The organism is Streptomyces sp. T12 (assembly GCF_028736035.1).
Classification (GTDB): domain Bacteria; phylum Actinomycetota; class Actinomycetes; order Streptomycetales; family Streptomycetaceae; genus Streptomyces.
The window spans coordinates 1-21,712 of the sequence record NZ_CP117867.1; the positions used below are offsets into that span (position 1 = coordinate 1).

Sequence of the window (21,712 nt, forward strand, 5' to 3'; positions counted from 1 at the left end):
CCGCGAAGACGACGCGCCGGCGCTACGCCGCCGGTTCGGAGCGCGGAGCGCTCCGAACGATCGTTCGCTCCGCGAACGATGTGCGAGCCCTCCGGGCTCGCCGTCCGCGCGCGGCAGGCCTACCGGTGGTGACTGTATAGGGGAAAGCGTGGAAAACGGTGCGCCCTCTCGTGCGCAGCTGCGTTGACCTGCGGAAATACTTTGGCGTCGAGATTGTGGAAAACGGTGCGCCCCCCTCTTGACCTGCGTAGATGCTGGCACAGGAAAGCGTGGACTGCGGTGCGCAGTAACTCTCTGTGATGGGTTTCGCGTGGAGATTGTGGACTATGGTGCGCCCTTTTTCCACAGGTTAAATCGAACGGATGTTGGGGCGCACGGTACTCCACGAAACCGAGACATGGCGATATCCGGCCGTTACCTGATGAAGCGTCAGAAACCTTTGGTCGCACGAGGTCTGAGGGTTCCTCAATCCACCCCTGCAGTCACGTCCCGAGGGGTGTCTCGGTATGAGTCTTCTGACGGTGCGTCAGAAAGTCAAACCCCCGCTGCGGTTGTCGCGGACTTGCGTGACCCCGAAAAAATTTAGTAGTCTTCTGGTGTTGAGACACTCCCAGGAAGGACCCCCCTCATGACCGACCGTCAGATGATCACCACTCCCGCCCTCAACGCGATGTCCGGGCACGGTCTGACGGATGCCCATGTGATCGTGATGTCTGACGCTGAGCTGTACCCGGAGCGTCAGGGGCAGAGCGTCACGGGGCGTGCGGTCGCCTACAGCGTGTTCTGTCCGGCCACGGAACGGTTCTCCCTGATCACCCTTGACGGCCGTTGGATCATCCCGGGGCGGGAGGGTTACAAGACTCGGGGGCCGGTTAAGTCGTTCGCGCGGAAGAACATCACGGACGTGCGCCCGGACGGCATGGTCATTCTGGAGCCGGTACGCCACAACGGCCGGTACGCGGTGTCTCGGTTCGGGGGCCGGAAGTCGGGCATCTGCCGGGGGACGGTGTCTATCAGCCGGTACGGCTACTCGTGCGGGTGTGGCGCTGAACTGTCGTTCAACGACATTCACCTTCCGGGGTGGACGATCGTGACGGACGGCCGTAGGGGTACGCACACTCAGTCGTACGCGATTCGCTCCGAGCATGCCGTTGAGTGGTCGAGTGATGTGGCCATGAGCTACGACGCGCCGGTTGCGGTCGGTGCGCCCGAGTCGGCCCCCGTGGAGGCTCCGGAGGAGACTGCCGCGCCCGTGGAGGAGTCGGCCCCGGTAGAGGCTCCGGCGCCCGTGGAGCCGGTTACGGGGGACGGTACGGCTCTGCCGTTCGGGACGTACCGGCTGAACGTTCCGGGCGCCCGTACGGTCCGTGAGGCTCGCCCCCTGGTCATCGGGGGCCGTACGGTCACGGCCGTTGTCGAGTCGTCCGGCTGGACCCTGTTTGCTGGGGGCGAGATTCTCGCGGAGGGCGGCACGTGGGAAATCGAGGGCGACGCGTGCGAGTGGTTCGCCGCGCGCGCCATGGACGCTACGGCGGACACCGTGACCCCGGGGATCGTGTGGAAGCGCGACGGGAACGGCGCGTACGGCAGCAAGCGGCACGTCGTCACGGTGGACGGCCGTTGGTCGTTCCGTGTGGACGTCACGGGGTCGAAGGATGTGGAGTCGTACAGCGCTCCCCTGCTGCTCCAAGAGGGGCGAGACAAGGGCGTCAAGGTCCCGACGATTCAGGTTGCGGACTACTCGACGTACACGCGTGAGGCGTGCGAGCGGGACATTCAGGCGTGGCTGAACACGGAGGTTCGGGCGCGCGAGTCTCGCCACGCTGAGCTGTACGCGGCCGGTAAGACTCCCCGTCCGGCGGAGTACCGGGGGGTGTGTGTGGAGTGCCGTATCAAGGCTCCGCACAAGACCCGTTGTGACTGCGCGGGTTGGAAGTCGTGGGCGAGCGCGGAGCGGGACCGTGCCGACATGGCGCGGCTGTTCAAGGCATGCCGCAAGGCCAGTGACGCGCGCGTGGCGGGTGTGGAGGCTCCGGCCGGCTACCTGGGCTGGTCGGCTCCGACCCGTACGAGTGAGTGGGCACCGGTCGACTACGCCCCGGGAACCATGCTGGCTTGGGAGATTGAGGGCGTGGCCTACACGGGTCAGGTGTGGGCGACCGATTGCAGCTCTGGCGCGTGGTCGGGAGACTCGTACGCTGATTCTGCGGATGTGGTGATCATCGCGACGGTGGACGGCCGTAGGGCGACGCGAGCGGAAGCTGTCGCGGTTCCGTTCTTCCATGGGTCGCGTAGGGGCACCCCGTACGCGCTCGTGTCCGTCCCGTACGGGGTGGCGGACAACGGGGCAGTTCAGCGCTACCGGGCGGACGTGACCGTGATCGCTGCTGAGTGCGCGGCTGACGGGCTATTTGATGTGGCGGACGTCCAGGACGTCACGGAGGACGTGAACGACGCTCACGCGGACGTACAGGGCGACGCTCCGGCGCGTGAACTCACCCCCGAAGAGGAGCGGTTCGGATACGTCAAGGGCAGTGACACCCCGGCGGATGGTCACGGGTACCGGCCGGAGTGCGCGCGTGGCGAGCACGTGTGGACGCGCCCCGGTTGGGAGAACGGCTACGAGGGGCGCGCGGCTGTGCTAGCTCCGCACGTCCGGCCGAAGGATGCACGTAAGGCTATGGAGCTGTTCCCGGCCATGGCGCGCATGATCGGGGGCGAACAGGCGACCGACGCGGACGGGAACGCGTTCGTGTCCATGGTCGGCGTGCGCTGCGCGTTCGCGCGGACCGGTGAGCAGATGTACGACTTCCGCTCTGACGTGATGGCGCGTGTCGGCGACCCGTACCGGATCACGTTCCCGGACGGCCAGGAGCACAAGGGGTCTTGGTCGGAGATCGAGCGGGTTCTGTTCGAGTGGGTGGTCATCAACCGGCCGGACATGGTGTGTGCGCACGCTGAGGCGCACGCCGATGGTGAGAACACGAAGCGCTGCATCGCTGAGGACATGGCAGCCGAGAAGGCCGAGCAGGAGCGCGCGGCGGCTGCCGCTCACGCAGAGGTGGAGTTCCAGGCGGAGCGGTTGGAACTGGCCTGGGGCTTCTGGTCGAACGATGTGCACGGCATGTCCCGTGAGGACGAGGACAAGGTGTACGACGTGTACGAGGCCGGTTACCGCGCGGTCCGTACGGCCCGTGACGCGCGCGCCCGTAACTCCGAGTGGAGTGTTCAGGGTGAGGAGGACACGGCGAAGCGTGCGGCTGACTGGCTGTACGAGAACGCGCGCCGGATCGGCGGGGAGATCCCGGAGCCTGCCCCCGTCCAGGCTCCGGCGCCGGTTGCTCCGGCCGTGCGCGCCCTTCCGGACGTCGACAGCACCCCGGACGCGATCGAGGCATGGGAGGGCGAGGGCGGCGCCGTTCCGGGCGTGGCCATCCCCTCCCCGGCCCCCGAGGGTGAGCCGTCCGACGGTGACGCCACGGCGGACGCTGCGGAGTCTGAGGCGTACGCGGCGGAGACCGCTCCGGAGCCGGCGGCTTCCACAGGATTTGACGCGAACACTTCAAGCGAGGATCGCACTCCCGGCGGGGAAGGGGGGTTTTCCCGGGAACTTGACGCGTACGCGTCAGAAAAGGGGGTGGAGACGTGTGAGGCGTGCGGGCGTGAGCGGCACCCGGACACGGCGCTGTATGTGGGGGCGTGCCGCCCGCAGTTCTGGACGTATTGCAGCCGCGCCAACACGGGTCAGGGAGCGATCATCCCGACTGGTGTGCAGGAGGAGGAGGCCGCCGCGGCTGACCCCGGCGCCGTCGAGGCGGCGGCCGATGGTGAGGGCCAGGACGTGAGCGAAGAGAGCGCCGACATCGTCATCCGGCACACCCCCGCCGACGGTACGACCGTTGAGGGCACCAGCAAGGGCGACAAGGCCGGGGCGATCCTGCGCCGTAAGGAGTACGGGCGCCGGGGCGGTATGGCGTTCCGCTGGGGCTACGACATTCAGGCGTGGTACCTGCGTAACTCGCGTGACGGGGATGCGGACATGTGGACCGTGCGCAAGCTGCGCGGCTACCTGGAAGAGGCCGGGTACACGGTGGCCGTGGTCATCGACAACGACGCCGAGCGCGCTTACGCCGATGCGGTGCAGGAGCAGTACGACCGGGCCGAGGACCGGGCCGAGCGCTACAGCGGATACGCGGCGAACGCGTCGGCTCGTAGCGAGGGGGCGTGGAAGGCGTCGCACGCCATCGCCGATCACATGACGGGTGAGCCGATCAAGGTGGGGCACCACTCCGAGCGGCGCCACCGTCGGGACATCGAGCGCATGGATAACCACATGCGGCGCTCGATCCAGGAGGAGAAGAAGGCCGCCTATCACGCGTCGCGGGCGATCTCTGCGGAGCACTTCGAGGAGTTCAAGAAGAACCCCGCGCGCACCCTGCGCCGCCTGGACGGCCCGGAGGGTCTGCGTAAGCAGCTCCGCGACGTCGACAAGTGGGCGGCGGGCAACTCGGCCTGTGGCTACACGCGGTCGACCACTGCGGAGGGGCTGGAGACGCTGGCCCGTGAGCGGCGCCGCATCGTGGAAAAGATCGCGTATTGGGAAGAGGTCATTGCCGAGGCTGAGCGGCAGGGCTTCAAGGTGTGGGGTAAGGCCGATTTTGAGCGCGGTGACTTCGTTCACACGGGCGGCACGTGGCGTGAGGTGCTGCGGGTGAACGCCAAGAGCGTGACCGTGCCGCACATCCTCACCCGTACCGGGGTGCCGGTGGTGCGTTCGGAGGACCGCACCTGCACGGCCGGAACCGTGTACTACGGCCGTCCGTCGCCGTGCAAGGGCGGCAAGCGGTGCACCTGCGACACTTCGACGATCACCTATGACACGGTGCAGGGTTGGGCGAGTGCCGCTGACATTGCGCGGATGGAGGCGGCGGAGGCGGAGCCCGAGGCTGAGCGCACGGTGTGTCCGCACTGCAAGCGCGTCGCGAACGGTGAGAAGCGGTTCAGCATGGCGCGCGGCATGTGCACCGTGTGCGGGTACGCCCGTCCGCAGAACTTCAAGCCCAAGCCGGTACCGGTCGTGGTCGAGGGCCAGGCCGAGGAGGAGCCCGCGCCCACGGAGGTTGCCGGCACGGTGGAAATCTCCGGTGAGGGCTCGCCGGCCGAGGGTGGCCAGGGTTTCGAGGCGGCCGACGATCCGGCACCGACTGACGAGCTGCCGGAGCCTGCCCCTGAGCGGCCGGCGCGTCCGGCCGCCCCGGCCCCGGTGGCCGTGCCGGAGCTGGAGCCCGCCGGCGATCCGGCGCAGGTCGCCGATGACATGCCCGACCCCGCCCCTGGGCGCGGCCCGCGTGCGTTCGGGGACATGGTGGCTGTGTTCATGGCGTCGCAGGGTGGCAGCCCGGCCCGTCAGCGGGTGCTGTGGTGGATGCCCCGGCGGGATGCTCAGGCGGTGTGCTCCGATGCGCGTACGTCGGGCGCGCGGTTCATGTTGTGCTGGACGGCTGAGCCGGGCGAGCACGGTACGGACTGGGATTTCGTCACGGACGACGGCCGGTTCGGTGAGGTGCTGCGGGATGCGTACGCGCGGCCGGTGACGGCTGAGGGGTACGCGGAGCGGCGGCCGGGCACGTGCCACCCCGAGCGGTGGTGTGGTCATGCGTGGCCGTGCGGGCGCGACGTCGAGGCGTGGCGGGTCAAGCAGCCCAAGAGCAAGCGGGAGTTGCAGCGCGAGCGGCAAGCTGAGGCGCGAGCGCGTAAGGCTGAGTCGGCGTGCGCGGGCAGGGTCGCCGGCGTCACGGTGGACGAGGTCAAGGCGACGGTTTCGGCGGTTGCTCGCTGCGCTGACGTCGTGTCCGACCCGTCCGGCGTCGAGGTGTTCGACGGGGAGAGCGGGGCACCGGTCGAGGTGACACAGTGCCAGGCGCTCCCCGCTTCCCCGGTGCGCAAGGCCATCGAGGCGGGCGTGCGCAAGCCGATCGTCACGCCGTACGCTCCCGCCCCACGCGACACGCCGGTGGAGTCGCCCGAGGTGCGCCAGGTGCGGGCGCTGGTGGCGCGGCTGCGTGAGGCCGATGATGTCGAGGTTCTCCAGGAGCAGGCCGCGCGCAATTGGTTCGAGGCCTCTGTAGAGCCGGTGGCCGTCGTCGAAGGCCAGGAGGAGCACCAGGACCAGGACACGCCCGTACTCTCCTGGGATGAAATCGCCGAGGAGCTGCGGGAGCTGCGGGCAGAACTGCAGGGCGACGGCCAGGAGTCGGAGGACGGGCCGTCGCTGACCTGGGACGAGGTCAGGCGCGGACTGGTGGCGCTGAGGCGGGAGGTCTCTCCGGCGCGGCCGGTGCCCCCGCCGGTGCGGCCGGTCCGGATTCCCCGACGGCTACAGCGAGAAGCCCTGACGATCGCGGCGAGTGCGGCGCTGGTCACCGTGGCAGCCGGGCAGGTGGCCGAGATGATGCCGTACAGGTGGTGAAGTCCGGGGCCGGAGCCGGGTGACGTGCGGTCTCCCTCCGGCGTCGGCGCCGCGCACGCCACATCCACCCACGGGTGCGGCGCCCCCGACCGGGACTCTTGTCGCGTAGAGACCACACGGGGGGGCGGGGATGTTCTCGCCGGTCACCAGCACGCGACAGGGGACGCTACAGCTGTCCAGTCCCGGGCGGCCATGCTCGCCCTACTCCGGCCCGCCGCGGGCTGGTTGGGACGACTGACAGCATCTTTCCCCAGAACTTGACAGGCACGCGCCAAACTGGGCCGGGGGGGGTGGGGGGGACGCCAAACGCGGGGCGCGGCGCGGTGTGGCACGGTGTCGACGTAGCCCCGCTGATCCCCGTGAACTCCCGATCAGCGCCCTGTGATCTCGTCGCCCTCGCCGGTCCCGGCCTCGAACGGTCCGAGCAAACCCCGCGCCGCACCGGGAGGAGGTCCTCCTCCACCTCGTCGGGCTCGCCGCCCTGGTCGACCGCGATCACAGGCAACTTCCCCCACTTCCTCGCCGGTGTTGAGGGTTTTCCGCAGGACTTGACACGTACAAGTCAAAAGCGGGCGGGCATGGTTAACGGCTGGGAGGGCGAGGCGGCTCCTGCCTGGAGGTTTCCTGTACGGCAAGCGAGCCGCAGAGCTCCCGGAGCCGGTGAACGGGCCGCCAGCGCGGCCGGTCGCGGATGGCCTCCCCCGCCGAGCGGTGCGCGTCAGTCGCTCAACGCCACTCTCCAGTCGGGGTGTTGGCGCGGCTGTACGGTGCGGCGCTCCGCTCGGCCTGGTCCTGCTGGTGCTCGGCGTCCTGGTTGCGCCGCGGCGGCGCGGTACGGCTCGCCGTGCGTGTCCTGTGCCGGAAGTTGAGCGCGGTGACCACGGCGGCGAGAGGCCCGACGGGGGATGGGTAGGTCCCGGTTGCGCACTCTGCTGGCGGGGCGCGGTCGTGGGGCGAGTGGCGGCGCCGCGCCAGCGAGATCTGCACCCGCGGAACTCGGGGTAGTGGGACCCCTCTTGATACCGCGAAAATTTTTAGTAGTCTTCTCTTTCGGGAGACCGTCCGCCGCCCGCGCGGCACGCCGGGGCACCCCATCCTGGGGCGCCCGGCCCCGCACCCCGTTCCCGAACCCACCAGAGGAACCCGAATATGGACAACTACCGCACCGTCATGGACATGGACCGCGACGAATGGGCCGCTGAGGCCGAGCACTACGTTCGTACCCAGTGCCACACCCAGGACCGTGTGAGCAACGACCCCGCCGACTGGCTGACCCGCGCCGAACTGGAGGAAGCTGGCGCGATCGCCGGCCAGCTGGTCAAGGCGTCCCGGCGAGCCCTGAACGCCGCCGCCCGCGGCTACGGCGGGCGGACGCTGCCCACCTGGCTGCGGCACGCCCGGTTCAACGTGTCCGGCGCCGTACGGGAGTTGACCGAGGCCGAGCGTGAGCGCGACATGAACGGGCAGGCGTACGCGTGGCACCGGCTCCAGCGGTACGCCGAGGAGCACGCCGGCGACGTCACCGCGGCTGGCCGCGCGCGACTCGCCGAGCTGGTCGCGAAGATGCGCGATGCCCGCGACGCAGCCGCCGAGGACGCTCTTCGGGTGGATGTCGCACGCGAGGTTGCCCGCCGCAACTCGGATGAGGGGTGGGCGCAGGAGCTGAAGCGGCGGGAGCGTGTCCGCCGCGGCCCGACCATCACGACCATCACGGTGCACGCGGACGGATCGTCGACGGTGAGCGAGCCGCGCCCGTTCCGTATGCCCGGCTACGGCGTCCGCTGAGCCGTACTCGCTGCCCGTGCGGCACGCCGCATTGAGGGGCACCCCTCTTGCGAGACGCCGAAAATCTTTAGCTGTCTCTGAGCCAGGAACCGCGCGGCACTCGCCCGCATCCTCGACTGACATCTCAACTCACCGAAAGGACATCCCGACATGGCCACCACTTTTGAGGGCGGGCGCGTGCAGCTCGACACGTTGGCCGACGTCGCCGGCTACATCGTCGGCACCGCTGCCGGGGCGATAGCGACGCTCGGCATCGAGGGACACGATGTCGAGACGGTGCTGTCGAGGCTGACCGAGCCGAGGTTCGCGGACACCGTGACCGGCCTGTACGCGCGGGCGGTCGACGAAGGCAAGGACAAGGTCGCCACGATCGGCGCGATTGGGGGCGCCCTGGTCCGCTCCTACCGCAGGCACTACGGCATCTGACCCGAGCACGTGTGGTCTCGGGGATTCGCCCTCCCCGAGACCACACCCGGCTGCTCGGCGTCCAACTTCCGCCTTGCGGGCCGGCGCCTAGCTGCGCCGGCCCCGGCGCGCCTGCGTGTCCAGAACCGACCACCAGACGCCATGACTTGACAAGAACACCTCAGTCGGCGAGTGCAGACAGGCACTCTGCGCGCGGCCCCTTGGGGAGCACTGAGTTCCCAACCATCCGAAGGCTTTTAGTAGCCTCCCAGTGCTCCGCCGGGCTGACCGGCGCAGCCCCGACCGGACAGAGGAGCACGAAGCCGCTATGGGCAGCCACCGCAAACAGGACCTGTGGGTGTTGGACACCGTCTGGGAGACCGCGAAGGCCCGCGCCAAGGACGTCGACCACATGCCCCTGGGCACCGTCCTGGACCACCTCCTGCGCGAGTACGCCGCCGGCCGGATCCCCCTGGACCTTCCCCAGGACGCCGACCGGGGCCCCGGCCGCAGCGCCAAGGGCGCCGGCGTCGACCCCGACAACTGGAAGGCCGCCACCGAGCGAGCCGAGGCCGACGGCCTGTCCGGCTCGCGCGTAGCCGAGCTCCTCCTCACCGCCTACGCTGCCGGCCACCTCGAGCTGGCCGTGTCCGTACGGGTCAAGAAGCGCCCCCGCCGTATGGCTTCCTGACAGACCAGGCCGGCCCAGCTCGGCGCCGCTGCACCTCTGCCTCACCCAGCCAACTCCGTTGATACTGGGTTCAGTTGACATGGACAAGGAGTGGGGCCGCACCGTTGGTGCGGCCCCACTCCTGCTTCCGAACGACCCACCGATGGCATCGCCGCCGGGTTCGGCATCAGCGGCGGCTCCGTGACACGAGGGTTCGTCGTTTGATGTGGGCGCGGGGCGCGCCGTCCACGTGCGTGTACGGCGCGCGTGAGGCGAGCTTGGTATCGATGCAGGGCTGCCCGGCCGGTGCATGGCAGACCGGGCAGGCGACGGTGAAGGCGCGGCACTCCCGTTGGTTGCGCTCGAGGATGGCCTGCTCCGGCGTGCGGATGGGCTGCTGGTCGGAGCAGAACCGCGCGTGCAGCTCGGCGGCCTCCTCCACCGCGGTGCGCTTGCGCTTGCGGCAGCTCCAGGAGCAGTTGCGGCAGCGCGCGACGTAGAAGGCGCGGCCGGGACAGCGCGGGTCGCGCTCGGGGAGCTGGCGGTGCCGGCCCTTGCCGGTGCGCGGGCAGCGGGATCCGTCCTCGTGCTCCGCGGTCAGCCGCCACTGGGACTGCTTCAGGCTCACGAGCGTGCCGGGAACGGCGCGGGTGTCGGAGTAGTGCAGGCCGCCGCCATGATGATGGTGATCGTCGTGCGGGTCGTCGTGGGAGCCGGCGGCGACCCACCGGGCCATGTGCACCCCTATCGTGCCGGGACACAGTTGACCCGGAGGCGCCCCGCACGCCGGACATGTCACCGATGTGGCCGCCGCGTCCGGCAGCAGCTCGATCTCGTTGTCCTGCATCTCCCCTGCCCTCACCGCGTGGTTGCTGGTGCTGCCAACGCGTACGCCGCCGACACCGTGCCGTTCACGCCGCCCGTGAACGCTTGGTCCTCACGGCACTCCCGGCACAGACCATCTGGCGTCCGCCCCCCCATCCGTACCCGGCACCTGTCGCACCGAGGCTTGTCGAACCCGGAATCCGGCCCCGCGAACTGCGAGCGCACGTACGGCGTGCCCTTCTTGGGTAGACGTACGCGAGCGTACCGGTACGGCAATTTGAGTGCTTTGTTTCCGCCGTGCGGACGCTCCCGCAGCTTCTGCATGAGCAGCTCCTCCGGCCACCCGCTGCGGATCAGCGACGCCATCAGGTTCACGATCCAGCCGGCTTCCTTGTGGGCCGGGTCGAACCACTCCGTCTGGTCGCGCAGACGCTCCATGAGCCCGTCCTTGAACCCGTCCCCGCTGTAGGGCATGCGGTACACGCCCAGGCGGGCTTGCTCCGGGGCGAGGATGAAGCGGTCCGGACGCCGGACGATCAGCGGCTTGTTGTTGCGGTCACGGCCGGTGACCTCGCCCTGGGCGTCGAACGCGATTAGGCCGGCGGCGGCGAGGCTGTGCCCGATCTTCTCCACCGTGTGGCCTGTACGCAGATGCATGCGCACCGTCCACTCACTCAGCTCGAGACGCTCGGCGAGGGTGCGCATACTGATCTGACCGGCCCAGTCACCGCGGGCAATTTTCGCCAATTCGCATAGGATGCACCTGCACGTCCGGCAGGACTCCGGCAGAGCGACCGAGGACGCCCACTGCAGCGGTGTCGGCGGCTCTTCTTCAGGAGTCTGCGGGAGCGGAGGATCCAGCGGTACGCCCGTGGGGATGCCATCCTTCACGAGGCCGTACAGCGCCAGGTGAGCGGTGTGGATCTGTACGGCGCGGCGGCCGAGACCCGAACGGTCCATCACGGCCGCGGTCGTCGGGACGACGGCGGGATTCTCGGCGGCCAGCTCGATGCGCGCGGAGAGTGTGATCCGACACGTTTTGCAGTCGTTCGGTGGGCAATCACGGTGCTGCTGTGCCACGGGTGGCCTCTTTCTGGCTACTGCCTGGTGGAGGGAGAACAGCACCCCCGCTACACTCGGCAGCAGACCTACGCGCTGGTCACGCTCCAGCCCCGAAGTCCGGCCCAGGACGGCAATCCTGGGAGCTCCGGCTCGGGGCTTTTGCGTGTCTGGAGTTTCTGGAGATCCTACGCCTGGTCAGCGGTGTGATGTCCACAGCGTGCGAGGGCGAGCCGTCGTCCCGACGAACTCTCATCTCCACTGTTCGACCGGGCACTTACCGCCTCGCTTGCCACCAACCGACCATCGGTGTCACAGAGCCATAACTCCCGCGTGGTGCGACCGCGGTGAGTGGGCAGTGGACTCGTGGTGAGTGGGGCTGGCGGCTCCCAATTCCCGCAGAGGCTGGGGCTGTCGTGCGTCATGACGCCGCTCGCGGATGAGCGCGGTCGGGCTGCGGTTTCCGGGCGTACCGCGCTGCTGGGTTGACGCGCCGTCACTTCTACTCGGTCTTCGAGGGGTCGATCAGCGTGGTCGGCTGCCCGATGGCGTCGACGGCCTGGCGGTACCAATCGACGGGGACCAGGACCGCGACCTCGGTGCGGTACCGGCGCAGGACGATCGCGCCCCGGACGCGGGCGCGGATCTCGGTCAGCAGGTTCCCCCAGTTCTTCCGCACTTCTTCGGTCGTCATGACTTCTTCCATGCCGGTGAGCGTACGGGGCGTCACAGGATCTAGAGAACACCACAAGTCGCAAGATCTCAAGAGACTTGAAAGTCAACGACTTTTGTGTGAGTCTCGATCTGCCGCAGAAAACACGGCGGCCCCGGGCTTCGGTGACTGCAACACCGTGCCCAGGGCCTAGACCACCCATCCCTGTTTCCCAAAGCAGACAAGGGAGTTATGGCCGTGAGCCAGACTGTACCGCCGCAGGTCCCGCCCGTGGACCGCAGGTCCTCCGAACAGGCCGCCGAGCGCCTGTCCCGCACCTGGTCCCCCGCCGGGGGTGCCCGGTGAGCCAGCAGGACCTGGAGGCCTACCGCCATCACCAGCAGAACCGCCTGGCCCTTGCCGGGGCGGCGCGCGACCAGCTCGCGCTCGGCCGCAGCCACGCCACCGACACCCTGCCGAAGTCCACCAACCCCGACACCCCGTCGGGCACGACCTCCGCAGGGGGCGAGCGCTGATGGTCGGCAAGAACAAGACCGAGTCCGGCTGGACCGCCGACCAGCGCGCCGGGCAGCAGCGCCTGAACGACCAACTCAACGCCAATCGGAGCGCGCCCCGCGAGGGACGCGAGCCGGCCGGCAAGGAGAAGCGTTCGGGCTGGGGATCGTGATGGCCCCCCGCCACGTCGACCTGGACCGCGCCGTCGCCCGTGCGGTCGAGCGTGTCGACAACGCCGTCCTCAACAACGCCCACCACGCCGCAGGTGCCTACGGAACCGCGCTCCTCGCGCTCATCGAAGCCCGCCGCGACCGCCAGGCCGAGACCGGCAAGAGCGAACACGCCGGAGCCTGACCGGTCCGCGCGTAGTCGCCCCGGTTCCGGCACTGACACCGCACCCGCATAACGCGGAAGCGCACCGGCACCGGGGTGGCCACGGCCGACCGGCCACCCCGCCACGACGGCGGGAACGTCCAGCACAGGACAGGAACCATGATCGTGAACAAGCGAATGGCTGCCGCCGTCGCGGCAGCCACCACCGCAGCCCTCGTCACCCTGGGCACCGCGACCAGCGCCGCCGCCGACAACAGCCACCTCCCCGGCGCCAACCAGCCCAGCGATACCTACGAGACGCGCGTTTGGAACCCCGACACCCAGCGCTACGAGACCGGCACCGTCACCGAGTACCCCGACGTGGAGATAAGGGAGGAGAAGCCGGAGCCGACCCGGCCGGCCTCCGCCCCGGCCCCGTCGACCAGCGGCGGCACCCACCGCGTCACCCCCGCAATCGGCGTGGCGTTCCGGACTGAGGACGGCGTCAAGACCAGCTCGGGCATCAGCCCCCGCGACCGGGTCACCTTCCACGGCACCGTCACCGTCGGCGGCACGGTGTACTACCGCGCCACCCAGACCACGACCGGACTCGGCGGCTGGGGCGCACTGCGCACCGGTCTCCTCCCCGCCGTCTACGTCGTCCGCGCCTGACCACCCCTGAGCACCACGCCCCCAGCCTCCCCGGCTGGGGGCTCCCCGCCCTCGTAGCCCAACAGCAGAGGCACCCGCCCAGTGCGCGGCCGCAGTCCGGGTGCGAATCCCGGCGAGGGCACCACGACCAGCAGCCCAACACCCAGGAGGACAAGCAGCAATGGGCGGTACTGCCCCCGGTACTGACCTCGGTACTAACGGTACTTTCGACTACTTCGAGGCCCGAGCCCTCCAGATCGCCGACGACATCACCCGGCGCATCGCCCACGCCATGCCCGGCGCTCCCTTCCCGTCGTACGACGACCTCAACGACATCTACGGCACGTCCCGCCGCACCCTGGCCCGCGCCTGCGCCATCCTCCGCGACCGCGGCCTCATCCGCCGGGTGGAGTCCTGGCGGGGGAGCGGCCACGAGATCACCGACCGCAGGCAGACCGGCGGGGGAGCTGCCGAAGGCTTCTGGGACCGGATCAAGACCGCACGCGCCGGCAACGGCCCCCTCTGGCCCACTCCCGGCGAAGCAGACACCTGCCCCGTCTGCGGCGGAGGCCGACGCGGCGAACCCCACCCCGTATGGGGCTGGGCCTGTTCTTCCTGCGTCCGCACCGGAGCCGTCATCACCCACCACTCCTGACCCCGTCACCAGCAAGGAACCCCGCATGGCCATCCCCGTGGACGTCGACACCATCGACAAGACGCTGTCCGAGTACGAGACCGAGATCAAACGCATGACCGAGGCCGGGCTGCTCGTCGACTCCAGCCCCGCCGCCGAGCAGCCACCCGAGCAGACCCCAGACACGCCCGAGCCCCCCAGCAAGCCCCGCCGATGGCCCCTCTGGCTCCTCCTCGCAATCTCCGTCCTCGGGGCGGTCATCGTCGGCGTCATCGGCTTCGCCGGTTCCTACAGCGCCGTGCAGCGTCTCGCCCTCGACCACGGCATCAGCCCGTCCATCGCCCGATGGGTCCCGATCGGCGTGGACGCCGGGATCGCCTCGTTCCTCTGCCTTGATCTCGCGCTCGCCATGATGCGCCTGCCCGTCCCCGTGCTCCGCCCGGCCGCGCACCTGCTGACCGCAGCCACGGTGTGGTTCAACGCCGCCGGCGCATGGGCGCAAGGCGACTGGACCGGCACCGGCCTGCATGCCGTGCTGCCCGTCCTGTTCGTGATCGCTGTCGAGTCCGGCCGCAACGCCGTCGCTCAGCTCGCGGGCATCGAGGACGGAACGCGCATGGACGGCGTCCGGCTGTCCCGCTGGCTCCTGGCGCCCCTCCCGACCTTCCTCCTGTGGCGCCGCATGCGCCTGTGGGAGATCACCTCCTACACCGACGCCCTCAAGCTCGAACGCCTCCGCCGCGCCTGCGCCCGGTACATCAAGCAGCGCTACGGAAAGGTCCGCAAGGCGCCGGTAGAGGTCTGCTCCTACTGGGAGGACGTCAGCGACGGAAGCGTCCGCGACCTTGACCGTGACGGGATGCTATCCGCCCTCGCCGCCATCTGTGTCGAGGCCGACGAAAACGCCCGAGCGATGGCACGCAACAGCCGCAAGTCTTCCCGGAAACGACGCGTCGACATGGCCACAACCCTTGCCGGTAAAGGGAAGTGGGCCACTCGGGGGGAGAAGGCGGAGGACGACGAGCGGCCGCTCAAGCCGGCGGATCTGGCAAAGGTCCGCAGGGTTGCGAAGGCCCTCGGCGGAGCCGACAAGCTCTCCGTCCGCATCGTGAAGCACGCCATCGGTGGCGGACAGAACCGCTACCTCATCCGCCTTCGCAACGCGGTTCAGGAAGAGGCCAGGGCCGCCGCCCAGACCACTGACTAACCAGCAACCACGCGGCGCCCGGCCCGAGTTGTCGAGGCCCGGCCGGGCGCCGCCTCTCCCGAGCCTCTACGAGCATCAGGAGCACCGCGCATCATGCCGGAACTGGAATCGACAATGCGTTCCCAGCAGGCGGGAACCTCACCTGCGATCGACGCTCGCGCACACGCGAGCACCACCGAGTTCGCCGACCTCGGGACCGCTGCCCTGGCAGCGGTGGGCGTGGAAGCCCCGACCGAGGAGCACAACGTGGACATACACGCGCCCGGCGCGGACGAGAACCGCGCCCGCGCCCTCATGCTCGCGGCCATGCGCCGCCCCGGCGCCTGGACCCGCCTGGTAGACGCGGTAGACGCGCAGGTCAGCGCTCTACCCGCTCTGCCCCTCCTCGCGGGGGAGGGGAGCGACAGGTGACCGGCAAAACCGACTGGTGGCGCGTCAAGGCGCCGCAGCCCGACCCGGACGAGACACAGCCGGAGCACGAGCGGCCGGACATGACCCCCGACCCGCGCGACCCCGCCGCCCGCTGGTGGAACAAGGTCTACGACGCCGACAGCGGCGACACGTTCGACGCCGACCCCAAGGCCGCCGCTCCGGCGCAGCACGCGCCCGGCCTCGGCCGATGGGCGTGGACTCCGGGCGGCTGGCAGCAGACAGGCCCGACACCCCCGCCGCCTCCCGCGAGCCCTTCACAGGCCCACGAGGTGACCAAGGAGTACGGGCCGCCGCCGGAACATGCATACCTGCGGCAGGACTTCGAGCCGCAGCCTGCGGAGGACGCCCCAGGCCTGGTCGGCCGGGCCCGCGCCATCAGCCGGAAGAAGAGCACCCGCCGGTTGATCTACTTCGGCAGTGCCGCCGCCGCGGGCTGGCACTACGGCATGCCTCAGTGGATGCACCACCACATCGTCACCATCGGCTCTCAGGACAGCATCGGCGGCGGAATCCTCATCGGCTGCGTATTCGTCGGTGTCGCCTTCATCCCGGCCGCCGTCACCCGCCACATAGGCGCCCGGATTGACGGCCTGATCACCTCCGGACTCGGCCGCGACGGCACAGACGGCCACGAGCCCCGCCCGATCCACCTGTTCAACCCTCTGTGCGGCTGGTTCGGCAGCGTCCCCCTCGCCTCCGCCGGGCTCGCCCTCGCCCTCTACACCCCCGCCAGCCCCATCACCCTCTAAGGATCCCTTCCCGTGATCACTGACCTGATGACCCTTGCAGCGGACGCGCCCATCATCGACGCTGGGCGCGTGCTGGGCACCGTCGGCGCAGGCGGCTGCGCATTCGCCGGAACCGTCTACCTCTGGACCGGCACCCGCCCCCCGAAGTCGAAGAAGGCCGGCGTTGGTGACGGCGCAGGCGGCGGCGCAAAGACCAAGCAGCGCCGCCGGATCGACTCCGACGAAGCCCTGTGGGCCGGAGTCGCCACCGGCACCTTCTACAGCGCAGCCGGGTCGATCTGGTCCGCCTCCGACCAGATCAGCATGAGCCTCGCCCAGTCGCTCACTTCCGGCGATCTCGGCGCCTTCGGCCTCGGCGGCGTCTCCCTCGCCGTCGTCGCCCTCGTCCGCAACCGCGAGCTGGCCCCCGGATGGGCCGCCATCACCGGCATTTTTGCCTCCGCCGTGTGGGGCGCCTCCGGCGGCATCTGGGGCATCCCCAAGTGGCTCATCCTGACCGGCGCGAACGCGATCGGACTGACCTGATGACCGTCGACCTCATCAAGCACCGCCCCGAGGACGAGGACCAGGACGCCGAGCACGACGCCGAGCACGACGAGGAAACCCCCGCCACCGGCGGGGGCGCCCTCGCCCAGATCCGTGAACTCGTCGGCCCCGAAGCCTGGCAAGACCTCGCGGCCCAACTCGGCGCCCTGGCCCGCAACATCGCCACAAAGACAGCCGGAGAACCCGGTCGGATCGTCCGCGCCGCATGGCGGGGAACCCTCACCGTCTGCCGCCGCCTCAAGGACGGGACCGGCGTCATCGTCGTCCGCCTGTGGGCATGGGGCGAAGAGCAGGGTTGGAACCCGCTCCAGCGCCTCGGCGCCGCAGGCGTCGCGGTGTACGTCTTCTCCTACGCGGTCAAGCTGCACCCGGAGTACGCGCCACCGGCCGCCGCCGTCGTATGGGGCGCCGCAGCGCTCATCTACGCGGCCGAGAAGGAGAAGGAAAAGGGGAGGGGGAGGAAGCAAGAGGAGAGGGGAGAGGAGACCACCACCCAAAACGATCATGAAAAATCCAAGGCAGGGGAGAGGGCCCAGGAAGCCGAGGGCGCTGCCCACGCCTCCGAAGGCGTACCCGAGGACACAGAAGACCGCGAGGACACCCGTCGGCGTAAGGCTGAGATGCTTTGGGGCCACGTAGAGGCCGCCGTCGTGGAAGGCGTCAGGGACAAGGGCAAGAACGGAGCCCAGACCGCCGACATTCTCACCCGCGTACAGAAGGACTGCAGCCTCCCCGGCTGGGACGAACCGCGCTTCCGCGCGCTCCTCAAGAGCATCAAGGTCCCCGTCCGCGATCAGATGCACTTCGGCCGCGACCCCGACACCGGCAAGAAGCTGAACAAGCCCGGTGTCCACGTCGATGACCTCACCGAAGCGCTCGGCCACACCCCCGCCGGGCTGGTCCCCGACATCACCCCCACCGGACCCGCACCCACCGAGCCCGCCCCGAGCCCGGCCACCACCTGACCCACCCTCACGCGCGGGCCACCCTCGCCACCCGACCCCCCGGCCCGCGCGTGAGGGGCCGCCACCGGCCCGCCGGGGGAGAGACCCGCCGGCACCCCTCCCCCACCCCCGAGAGGGGCCCCGGTCCCCTACCCGCCTACCTCTACCTACCTCCTACCTGACCGACAAAAGAGGATTGATCATTATAAGAAGCCCACCACCCCGACCGGCACGATAGGGGGCTAGCTGTGCGCTGCAACTATCGCCAGTTGTCAGCGACTTGGGGCACCATGACGACTATGCCCCGCTACCGCTACCAGTGCCCCGTGTGCCAAGTCAGCTCCCTGCAGCCCACCTACAGAAAGAGCGAAGCCGAGCACGAACGCGACGGTCACCGCCGCACACAACACGGCGGACTCGCTCCACAGGGAGACGGCATCCGGGTCATCACGACCCCGCACCGCTGGCGTATCCCCGTCTACGGGGCCGCCGTCCTCCTCGCGCTGATCGTCATCAACGGACTCGGCCGCCTCCTCACCTGACCCGGACGGGGTGCCAGTGGGGGGCGGCGAACATCAACCCGACCCCCGGAAGGACACCCCGACCGCGCAACTCAGCGACACCCACCGATGGGCCGTCCAGGACGCCATGGGCGGCCTCGCCTTCACCATCAGCGACATCGAGCACCACCACATGGCCGACGGCGCGTTCTGGCAGCCCGACGACGAGGAGGACCACCACGAGGACCCCGGCGCCCGCGGATTATCACGTCGGGATAATCCGATCCGCCCGAGAGGGTGAAACCGCGTCAGGAACGGCGAACCGGCTGTTGTCGGAGAGATGGAAGTCAGTAAGGTGACGCCATGTCCTCTCCATACCCCCAAGGAGACCGGGAAAAGGTAGCGTCCAAGCTGCCCTCGGCGCTCCAGCAAGAACTCAAGATCCGCTGCGCCGAACTCGGCCTGGACATCCAGGACGCCGTCACCACGGCCATTACCAACTGGCGCGCGAGCACTAGCACGAGCCTCGACGTCGACACCACAGGCGCCAAGTCCTTCAGTACCTGGCTCCCACCGGGCCTGTACGACCAGTTCAAGGACACCTGCACCGACCGTGGCGTCTCCTACACCCAGGGCCTGGCGCAGAGCATTCGCCTCTGGCTGGACGACAACCCCTCCCCACGGCAGGGCGGTCGGGGTGCCGAACCCCGGCGCATCATCACCGTGAACCAGAAGGGCGGCGTCGGGAAGACCGCCGTCTCCTTGGGCCTCGCCGAGGCGTACGCCGAGGACGAGGAAGCCGGAATGGCAGCCCTGCGGCGCTACATCGAGTCACTGACCTACAACGAGTGCAAGCGGATCGGCAGGACTAAGAAGGAGCTTCTCGACGCAACCGCCGAGTGGACCCTTGGCGGCAAGCGGGTTCTCCTCGTCGACTACGACCCGCAAGGACACCTCAGCGACCAACTCGGCATCCTGCAGATCCCGCCGAAGCATGACAGCCTCGTCACCCACATGATCGGCGAGGGCGAGGGAGACCTGCGCGACCTGGTCGTGACGATCGAGGACCCCCGCTTCCAAGGACGCCTGGACGTCCTGCCGGCCGCATTCGACGGTTTCCTCCTCGACTCGAGGATCGCCCTGACTGCGGCCAACTCCCGCGGCTTCCAGAAGGAAGCCGCCCTCGAGCGCGCCCTGCGCCCGCTGGAGGAGTACTACGACGTCATCGTCATCGACTGCCCTCCCAGCCTCGGCCTCGCTACGGACGCCGCGCTCTACTACGGGCGCCGCCGGCGAAACGAGAAGCGAGGCAGGTCCGGAGTCATCATCCCGGTCCTCGCCGAAGACTCCTCCGCTACCGCCTACATGATGCTGGTGCAGCAGATCGAGGACCTCTGCAAGGACCTCGGTCTGGAAGTCGACTACCTCGGCCTGGTCGTGAACCTCTACGACTCCCGCCGCGGCTTCGTCGCCACCTCCTCCCTGGATAACTGGAACAGCCTGGAGGACCAGCGCGTCCTGGCCGTCATCGACGACCTGAAGGAACAACGCGAAGCCGTCCGTATGAAGCAGGCACTGCTGTCGTACGCGCCGGCCAGCAAGCAGGCGAACGCCATGCGGATGATCGCCATGGGGGCTGCAGGATGAGCAAGGCAGACAAGCTCGGCCCGGGCTCAGCCTTCGGCGCTGCCGCTACCGCGCGCAGCTCCCGCCGCGACGCCATCGAGAGCACGATCGGGGCGCAGGCAGCCGCGACCGCAGCCATCACCGACCTGCCGGTGACCCTCATCAGTGACAACCCCGACAACCCGCGCAACCATCTGCGCAACCTTGAAGAGACGGTCCAGACCGTCCGGGAAGTCGGCGTCCTCATCCCCATCGTCGTCGCGACCGTGGACGCCTACCTGCACGACCGTCCCGACCGGGACAACGACATCGACGACGGCGCCCAGTACATCGTCGTCGACGGCCACCGCCGGCTCGAGTCAGCGCGCCGCGTCGGCATGGCCACGATCCCCGTACGCGTCGACAACGCACGCGTCGCCACCGACGAAGCCCTTCTCGAAGCCGCCTTCATTGCGAACTACCACCGCGACGACATGACGGACCTCGAGGAAGCCCACGCCCTCCAGTCCCTGGTCGACTACTACGGCAGTCAGACCAGAGCTTCCAAACGGCTCGGCATCCCGCAGAACACCATCTCCAGCAAGCTCTCCCTGCTGAAGCTGTCACCAGAACTCCAGAAGGACCTGGTGAACGGGGAGCGGACGGTCGAGCACGTCCGGAATCTGGGCAAGCTGTCGCCTGAGGAGCAGAAGGAGAAGGCGGATGAGCGGCGTGCTGCCGCTGACCGTCGAAAGCCCCTGCAACAGACGGCTGGACCTCCGCAGTCGACAGATGAGGAAGCTCAGACCAAAGACCAGGTCGAGGACACGGACCAACTATCACGCCGTGATAATTCCGAGCAGGAGCCCAGTCCGCCGGCGGCCGAGGAGACCCAGCCTGGAGAGCAGGCGGGGCAGACAGGCGAGGTATCACGCCGTGATAGTCCGGAGCCGACGCCAAGCCGGACGTCACATCAGCAAGAGACCAGCCCATCGGGAGACGAGAAGCGCATCCCGGAGCCGCGCCCGCAGGATGACGGGCAATCTGCTGCTGCCACGGAGACGACGCAGCCCCTGCGGCTGCCGTATGACCAACCCCCGCTCGTTGCCATGCACCTCGCACAGAAGATGGATGAGGATGGCTTCTTCGAACTCCTCCGACTCCTGAACATCAAGGCACGAGAACTCGACCGGACCAGGTTCGAGGGGTTGCTGGCCACCTTCACCGAAGCGCCGTCCATGCAGGTGGACTGAGACGCCATCAGCTGGACGCCGGCCCTGCTTCCCGCCGTCCCGGTGAGGAAGCGGGGCCTCTTCAGCTTCAGCGCCCACCGTGCAGCCCACGGCATCCTCCCGGCGGCTCACTCTCAGAGCGGGATCGGGGTGCGCTCAGGGGCGTGGTGCCTCGCCCACAAGACACCAGGTTCCGGTGGGCTCTGTGAGGTTCCTACCTGTGCTGACCTGCAGTGGTAAGTAGCACGGCGGCTGCTCGCCTGCTGTGACCGCGGTGCTTACCACGGCGATTGAGATCTGCCTGTGGCCGTGGAGGGGCCCTGACGGTGAGCGTGGCGGTGAGGACGCCCCAGCATCATCCGCACGGGCCCGCGCTGTCGCTCTCTGTCCACAGGAACTCGACTTCAACGTGGGACCCGCAGCCGCTGAACGCGGCTGGTCGACTGGGATTCGCTCCGGCCGCAGGGTGTCACGTCATGCCCGACACCCACCCGCTGGATGCGCGAGTCCTCTCCACAT

The 21,712-nt window shown here is 69.1% G+C and carries 22 protein-coding genes and 1 tRNA gene; 19 read left to right on the forward strand and 4 right to left on the reverse strand.

Annotated elements, in window-relative coordinates; all coding sequences use genetic code 11:
* The first annotated feature begins 628 nt into the window (after window positions 1-628).
* Window positions 629-6,469: a DUF3560 domain-containing protein gene (locus PBV52_RS50825; RefSeq protein ID WP_274250036.1), complete on the forward strand. Its 5,841-nt coding sequence runs from the start codon at window positions 629-631 to the stop codon at window positions 6,467-6,469.
* Window positions 6,470-7,195: 726 nt separating this feature from the next.
* On the opposite strand, the gene PBV52_RS50830 is transcribed toward PBV52_RS50825, so the two are convergent.
* Window positions 7,196-7,351 carry a hypothetical protein gene (locus PBV52_RS50830; RefSeq protein WP_274250037.1) on the reverse strand — a complete coding sequence of 52 codons (156 nt, stop codon included), beginning with the start codon at window positions 7,349-7,351 and terminating at the stop codon, window positions 7,196-7,198.
* Between the two features lie 267 nt (window positions 7,352-7,618).
* On the opposite strand from PBV52_RS50830, the gene PBV52_RS50835 reads away from it, so the two are divergent.
* The 3 genes from PBV52_RS50835 (at window position 7,619) to PBV52_RS50845 (ending at window position 9,350) form a co-directional block, all read left to right on the forward strand.
* Window positions 7,619-8,254, forward strand: a complete 636-nt coding sequence (locus PBV52_RS50835) for a hypothetical protein (protein WP_274250038.1) — start codon at window positions 7,619-7,621, stop codon at window positions 8,252-8,254.
* 150 nt (window positions 8,255-8,404) lie between these two features.
* On the forward strand, window positions 8,405-8,680 hold the full coding sequence (locus PBV52_RS50840; RefSeq protein ID WP_274250039.1) for a hypothetical protein: 276 nt from the start codon (window positions 8,405-8,407) through the stop codon (window positions 8,678-8,680).
* 307 nt (window positions 8,681-8,987) lie between these two features.
* Entirely contained in the window at window positions 8,988-9,350 is a 363-nt protein-coding gene (locus PBV52_RS50845) for a hypothetical protein (RefSeq protein WP_274250040.1), read from the forward strand.
* 166 nt (window positions 9,351-9,516) lie between these two features.
* Here PBV52_RS50845 and PBV52_RS50850 read toward each other — a convergent pair whose 3' ends face one another.
* From PBV52_RS50850 to PBV52_RS50860, 3 genes are all read right to left on the reverse strand, one after another.
* The gene (locus PBV52_RS50850; RefSeq protein WP_274250041.1) at window positions 9,517-10,176 is read right to left on the reverse strand and encodes a hypothetical protein; all 660 of its coding nucleotides are present in this window, start codon (window positions 10,174-10,176) and stop codon (window positions 9,517-9,519) included.
* An 11-nt stretch (window positions 10,177-10,187) separates the two neighbouring features.
* Window positions 10,188-10,901, reverse strand: a complete 714-nt coding sequence (locus PBV52_RS50855; RefSeq protein WP_274250042.1) for a hypothetical protein — start codon at window positions 10,899-10,901, stop codon at window positions 10,188-10,190.
* Between the two features lie 814 nt (window positions 10,902-11,715).
* Entirely contained in the window at window positions 11,716-11,907 is a 192-nt protein-coding gene (locus PBV52_RS50860; RefSeq protein WP_274250043.1) for a hypothetical protein, read from the reverse strand.
* A gap of 320 nt (window positions 11,908-12,227) precedes the next feature.
* Between PBV52_RS50860 and PBV52_RS50865 the strand changes: the two genes are divergently transcribed.
* From PBV52_RS50865 to PBV52_RS50935, 15 genes are all read left to right on the forward strand, one after another.
* On the forward strand, window positions 12,228-12,401 hold the full coding sequence (locus tag PBV52_RS50865; RefSeq protein WP_274250044.1) for a hypothetical protein: 174 nt from the start codon (window positions 12,228-12,230) through the stop codon (window positions 12,399-12,401).
* On the forward strand, window positions 12,401-12,553 hold the full coding sequence (locus tag PBV52_RS50870) for a hypothetical protein (protein WP_274250045.1): 153 nt from the start codon (window positions 12,401-12,403) through the stop codon (window positions 12,551-12,553). Before PBV52_RS50865 ends, PBV52_RS50870 begins: the two co-directional genes overlap by 1 nt.
* Window positions 12,553-12,735, forward strand: a complete 183-nt coding sequence (locus PBV52_RS50875) for a hypothetical protein (RefSeq protein WP_274250046.1) — start codon at window positions 12,553-12,555, stop codon at window positions 12,733-12,735. Before PBV52_RS50870 ends, PBV52_RS50875 begins: the two co-directional genes overlap by 1 nt.
* A 144-nt stretch (window positions 12,736-12,879) precedes the next feature.
* Window positions 12,880-13,365: a hypothetical protein gene (locus tag PBV52_RS50880; RefSeq protein WP_274250047.1), complete on the forward strand. Its 486-nt coding sequence runs from the start codon at window positions 12,880-12,882 to the stop codon at window positions 13,363-13,365.
* A gap of 47 nt (window positions 13,366-13,412) precedes the next feature.
* Window positions 13,413-13,489, forward strand: a tRNA-Thr gene (locus PBV52_RS50885).
* Window positions 13,490-13,525: 36 nt separating this feature from the next.
* On the forward strand, window positions 13,526-13,999 hold the full coding sequence (locus PBV52_RS50890; RefSeq protein ID WP_274250048.1) for a GntR family transcriptional regulator: 474 nt from the start codon (window positions 13,526-13,528) through the stop codon (window positions 13,997-13,999).
* A gap of 25 nt (window positions 14,000-14,024) precedes the next feature.
* Window positions 14,025-15,185: a DUF2637 domain-containing protein gene (locus tag PBV52_RS50895; protein WP_274250049.1), complete on the forward strand. Its 1,161-nt coding sequence runs from the start codon at window positions 14,025-14,027 to the stop codon at window positions 15,183-15,185.
* A gap of 93 nt (window positions 15,186-15,278) precedes the next feature.
* Window positions 15,279-15,596 carry a hypothetical protein gene (locus PBV52_RS50900; protein WP_274250050.1) on the forward strand — a complete coding sequence of 106 codons (318 nt, stop codon included), beginning with the start codon at window positions 15,279-15,281 and terminating at the stop codon, window positions 15,594-15,596.
* Window positions 15,593-16,366 carry a hypothetical protein gene (locus PBV52_RS50905; protein WP_274250051.1) on the forward strand — a complete coding sequence of 258 codons (774 nt, stop codon included), beginning with the start codon at window positions 15,593-15,595 and terminating at the stop codon, window positions 16,364-16,366. Before PBV52_RS50900 ends, PBV52_RS50905 begins: the two co-directional genes overlap by 4 nt.
* A 12-nt stretch (window positions 16,367-16,378) precedes the next feature.
* Window positions 16,379-16,891 (forward strand): hypothetical protein, encoded by a 513-nt coding sequence (locus tag PBV52_RS50910; protein ID WP_274250052.1) that lies wholly within the window; start codon window positions 16,379-16,381, stop codon window positions 16,889-16,891.
* Window positions 16,891-17,877, forward strand: coding sequence for a hypothetical protein (locus PBV52_RS50915; protein ID WP_274250053.1), 987 nt, complete (start codon window positions 16,891-16,893; stop codon window positions 17,875-17,877). Before PBV52_RS50910 ends, PBV52_RS50915 begins: the two co-directional genes overlap by 1 nt.
* 278 nt (window positions 17,878-18,155) lie before the next feature.
* A complete protein-coding gene (locus PBV52_RS50920) occupies window positions 18,156-18,398 on the forward strand; it encodes a hypothetical protein (RefSeq protein ID WP_274250054.1) in 243 nt (80 codons plus the stop codon).
* 16 nt (window positions 18,399-18,414) lie between these two features.
* Complete coding sequence (locus PBV52_RS50925; protein WP_274250055.1) at window positions 18,415-18,657, forward strand: hypothetical protein; 243 nt, start codon at window positions 18,415-18,417, stop codon at window positions 18,655-18,657.
* A gap of 62 nt (window positions 18,658-18,719) precedes the next feature.
* Window positions 18,720-20,003 carry a ParA family protein gene (locus PBV52_RS50930; RefSeq protein WP_274250056.1) on the forward strand — a complete coding sequence of 428 codons (1,284 nt, stop codon included), beginning with the start codon at window positions 18,720-18,722 and terminating at the stop codon, window positions 20,001-20,003.
* Window positions 20,000-21,214, forward strand: a complete 1,215-nt coding sequence (locus PBV52_RS50935) for a ParB/RepB/Spo0J family partition protein (protein WP_274250057.1) — start codon at window positions 20,000-20,002, stop codon at window positions 21,212-21,214. Before PBV52_RS50930 ends, PBV52_RS50935 begins: the two co-directional genes overlap by 4 nt.
* Window positions 21,215-21,712: the final 498 nt, after the last annotated feature.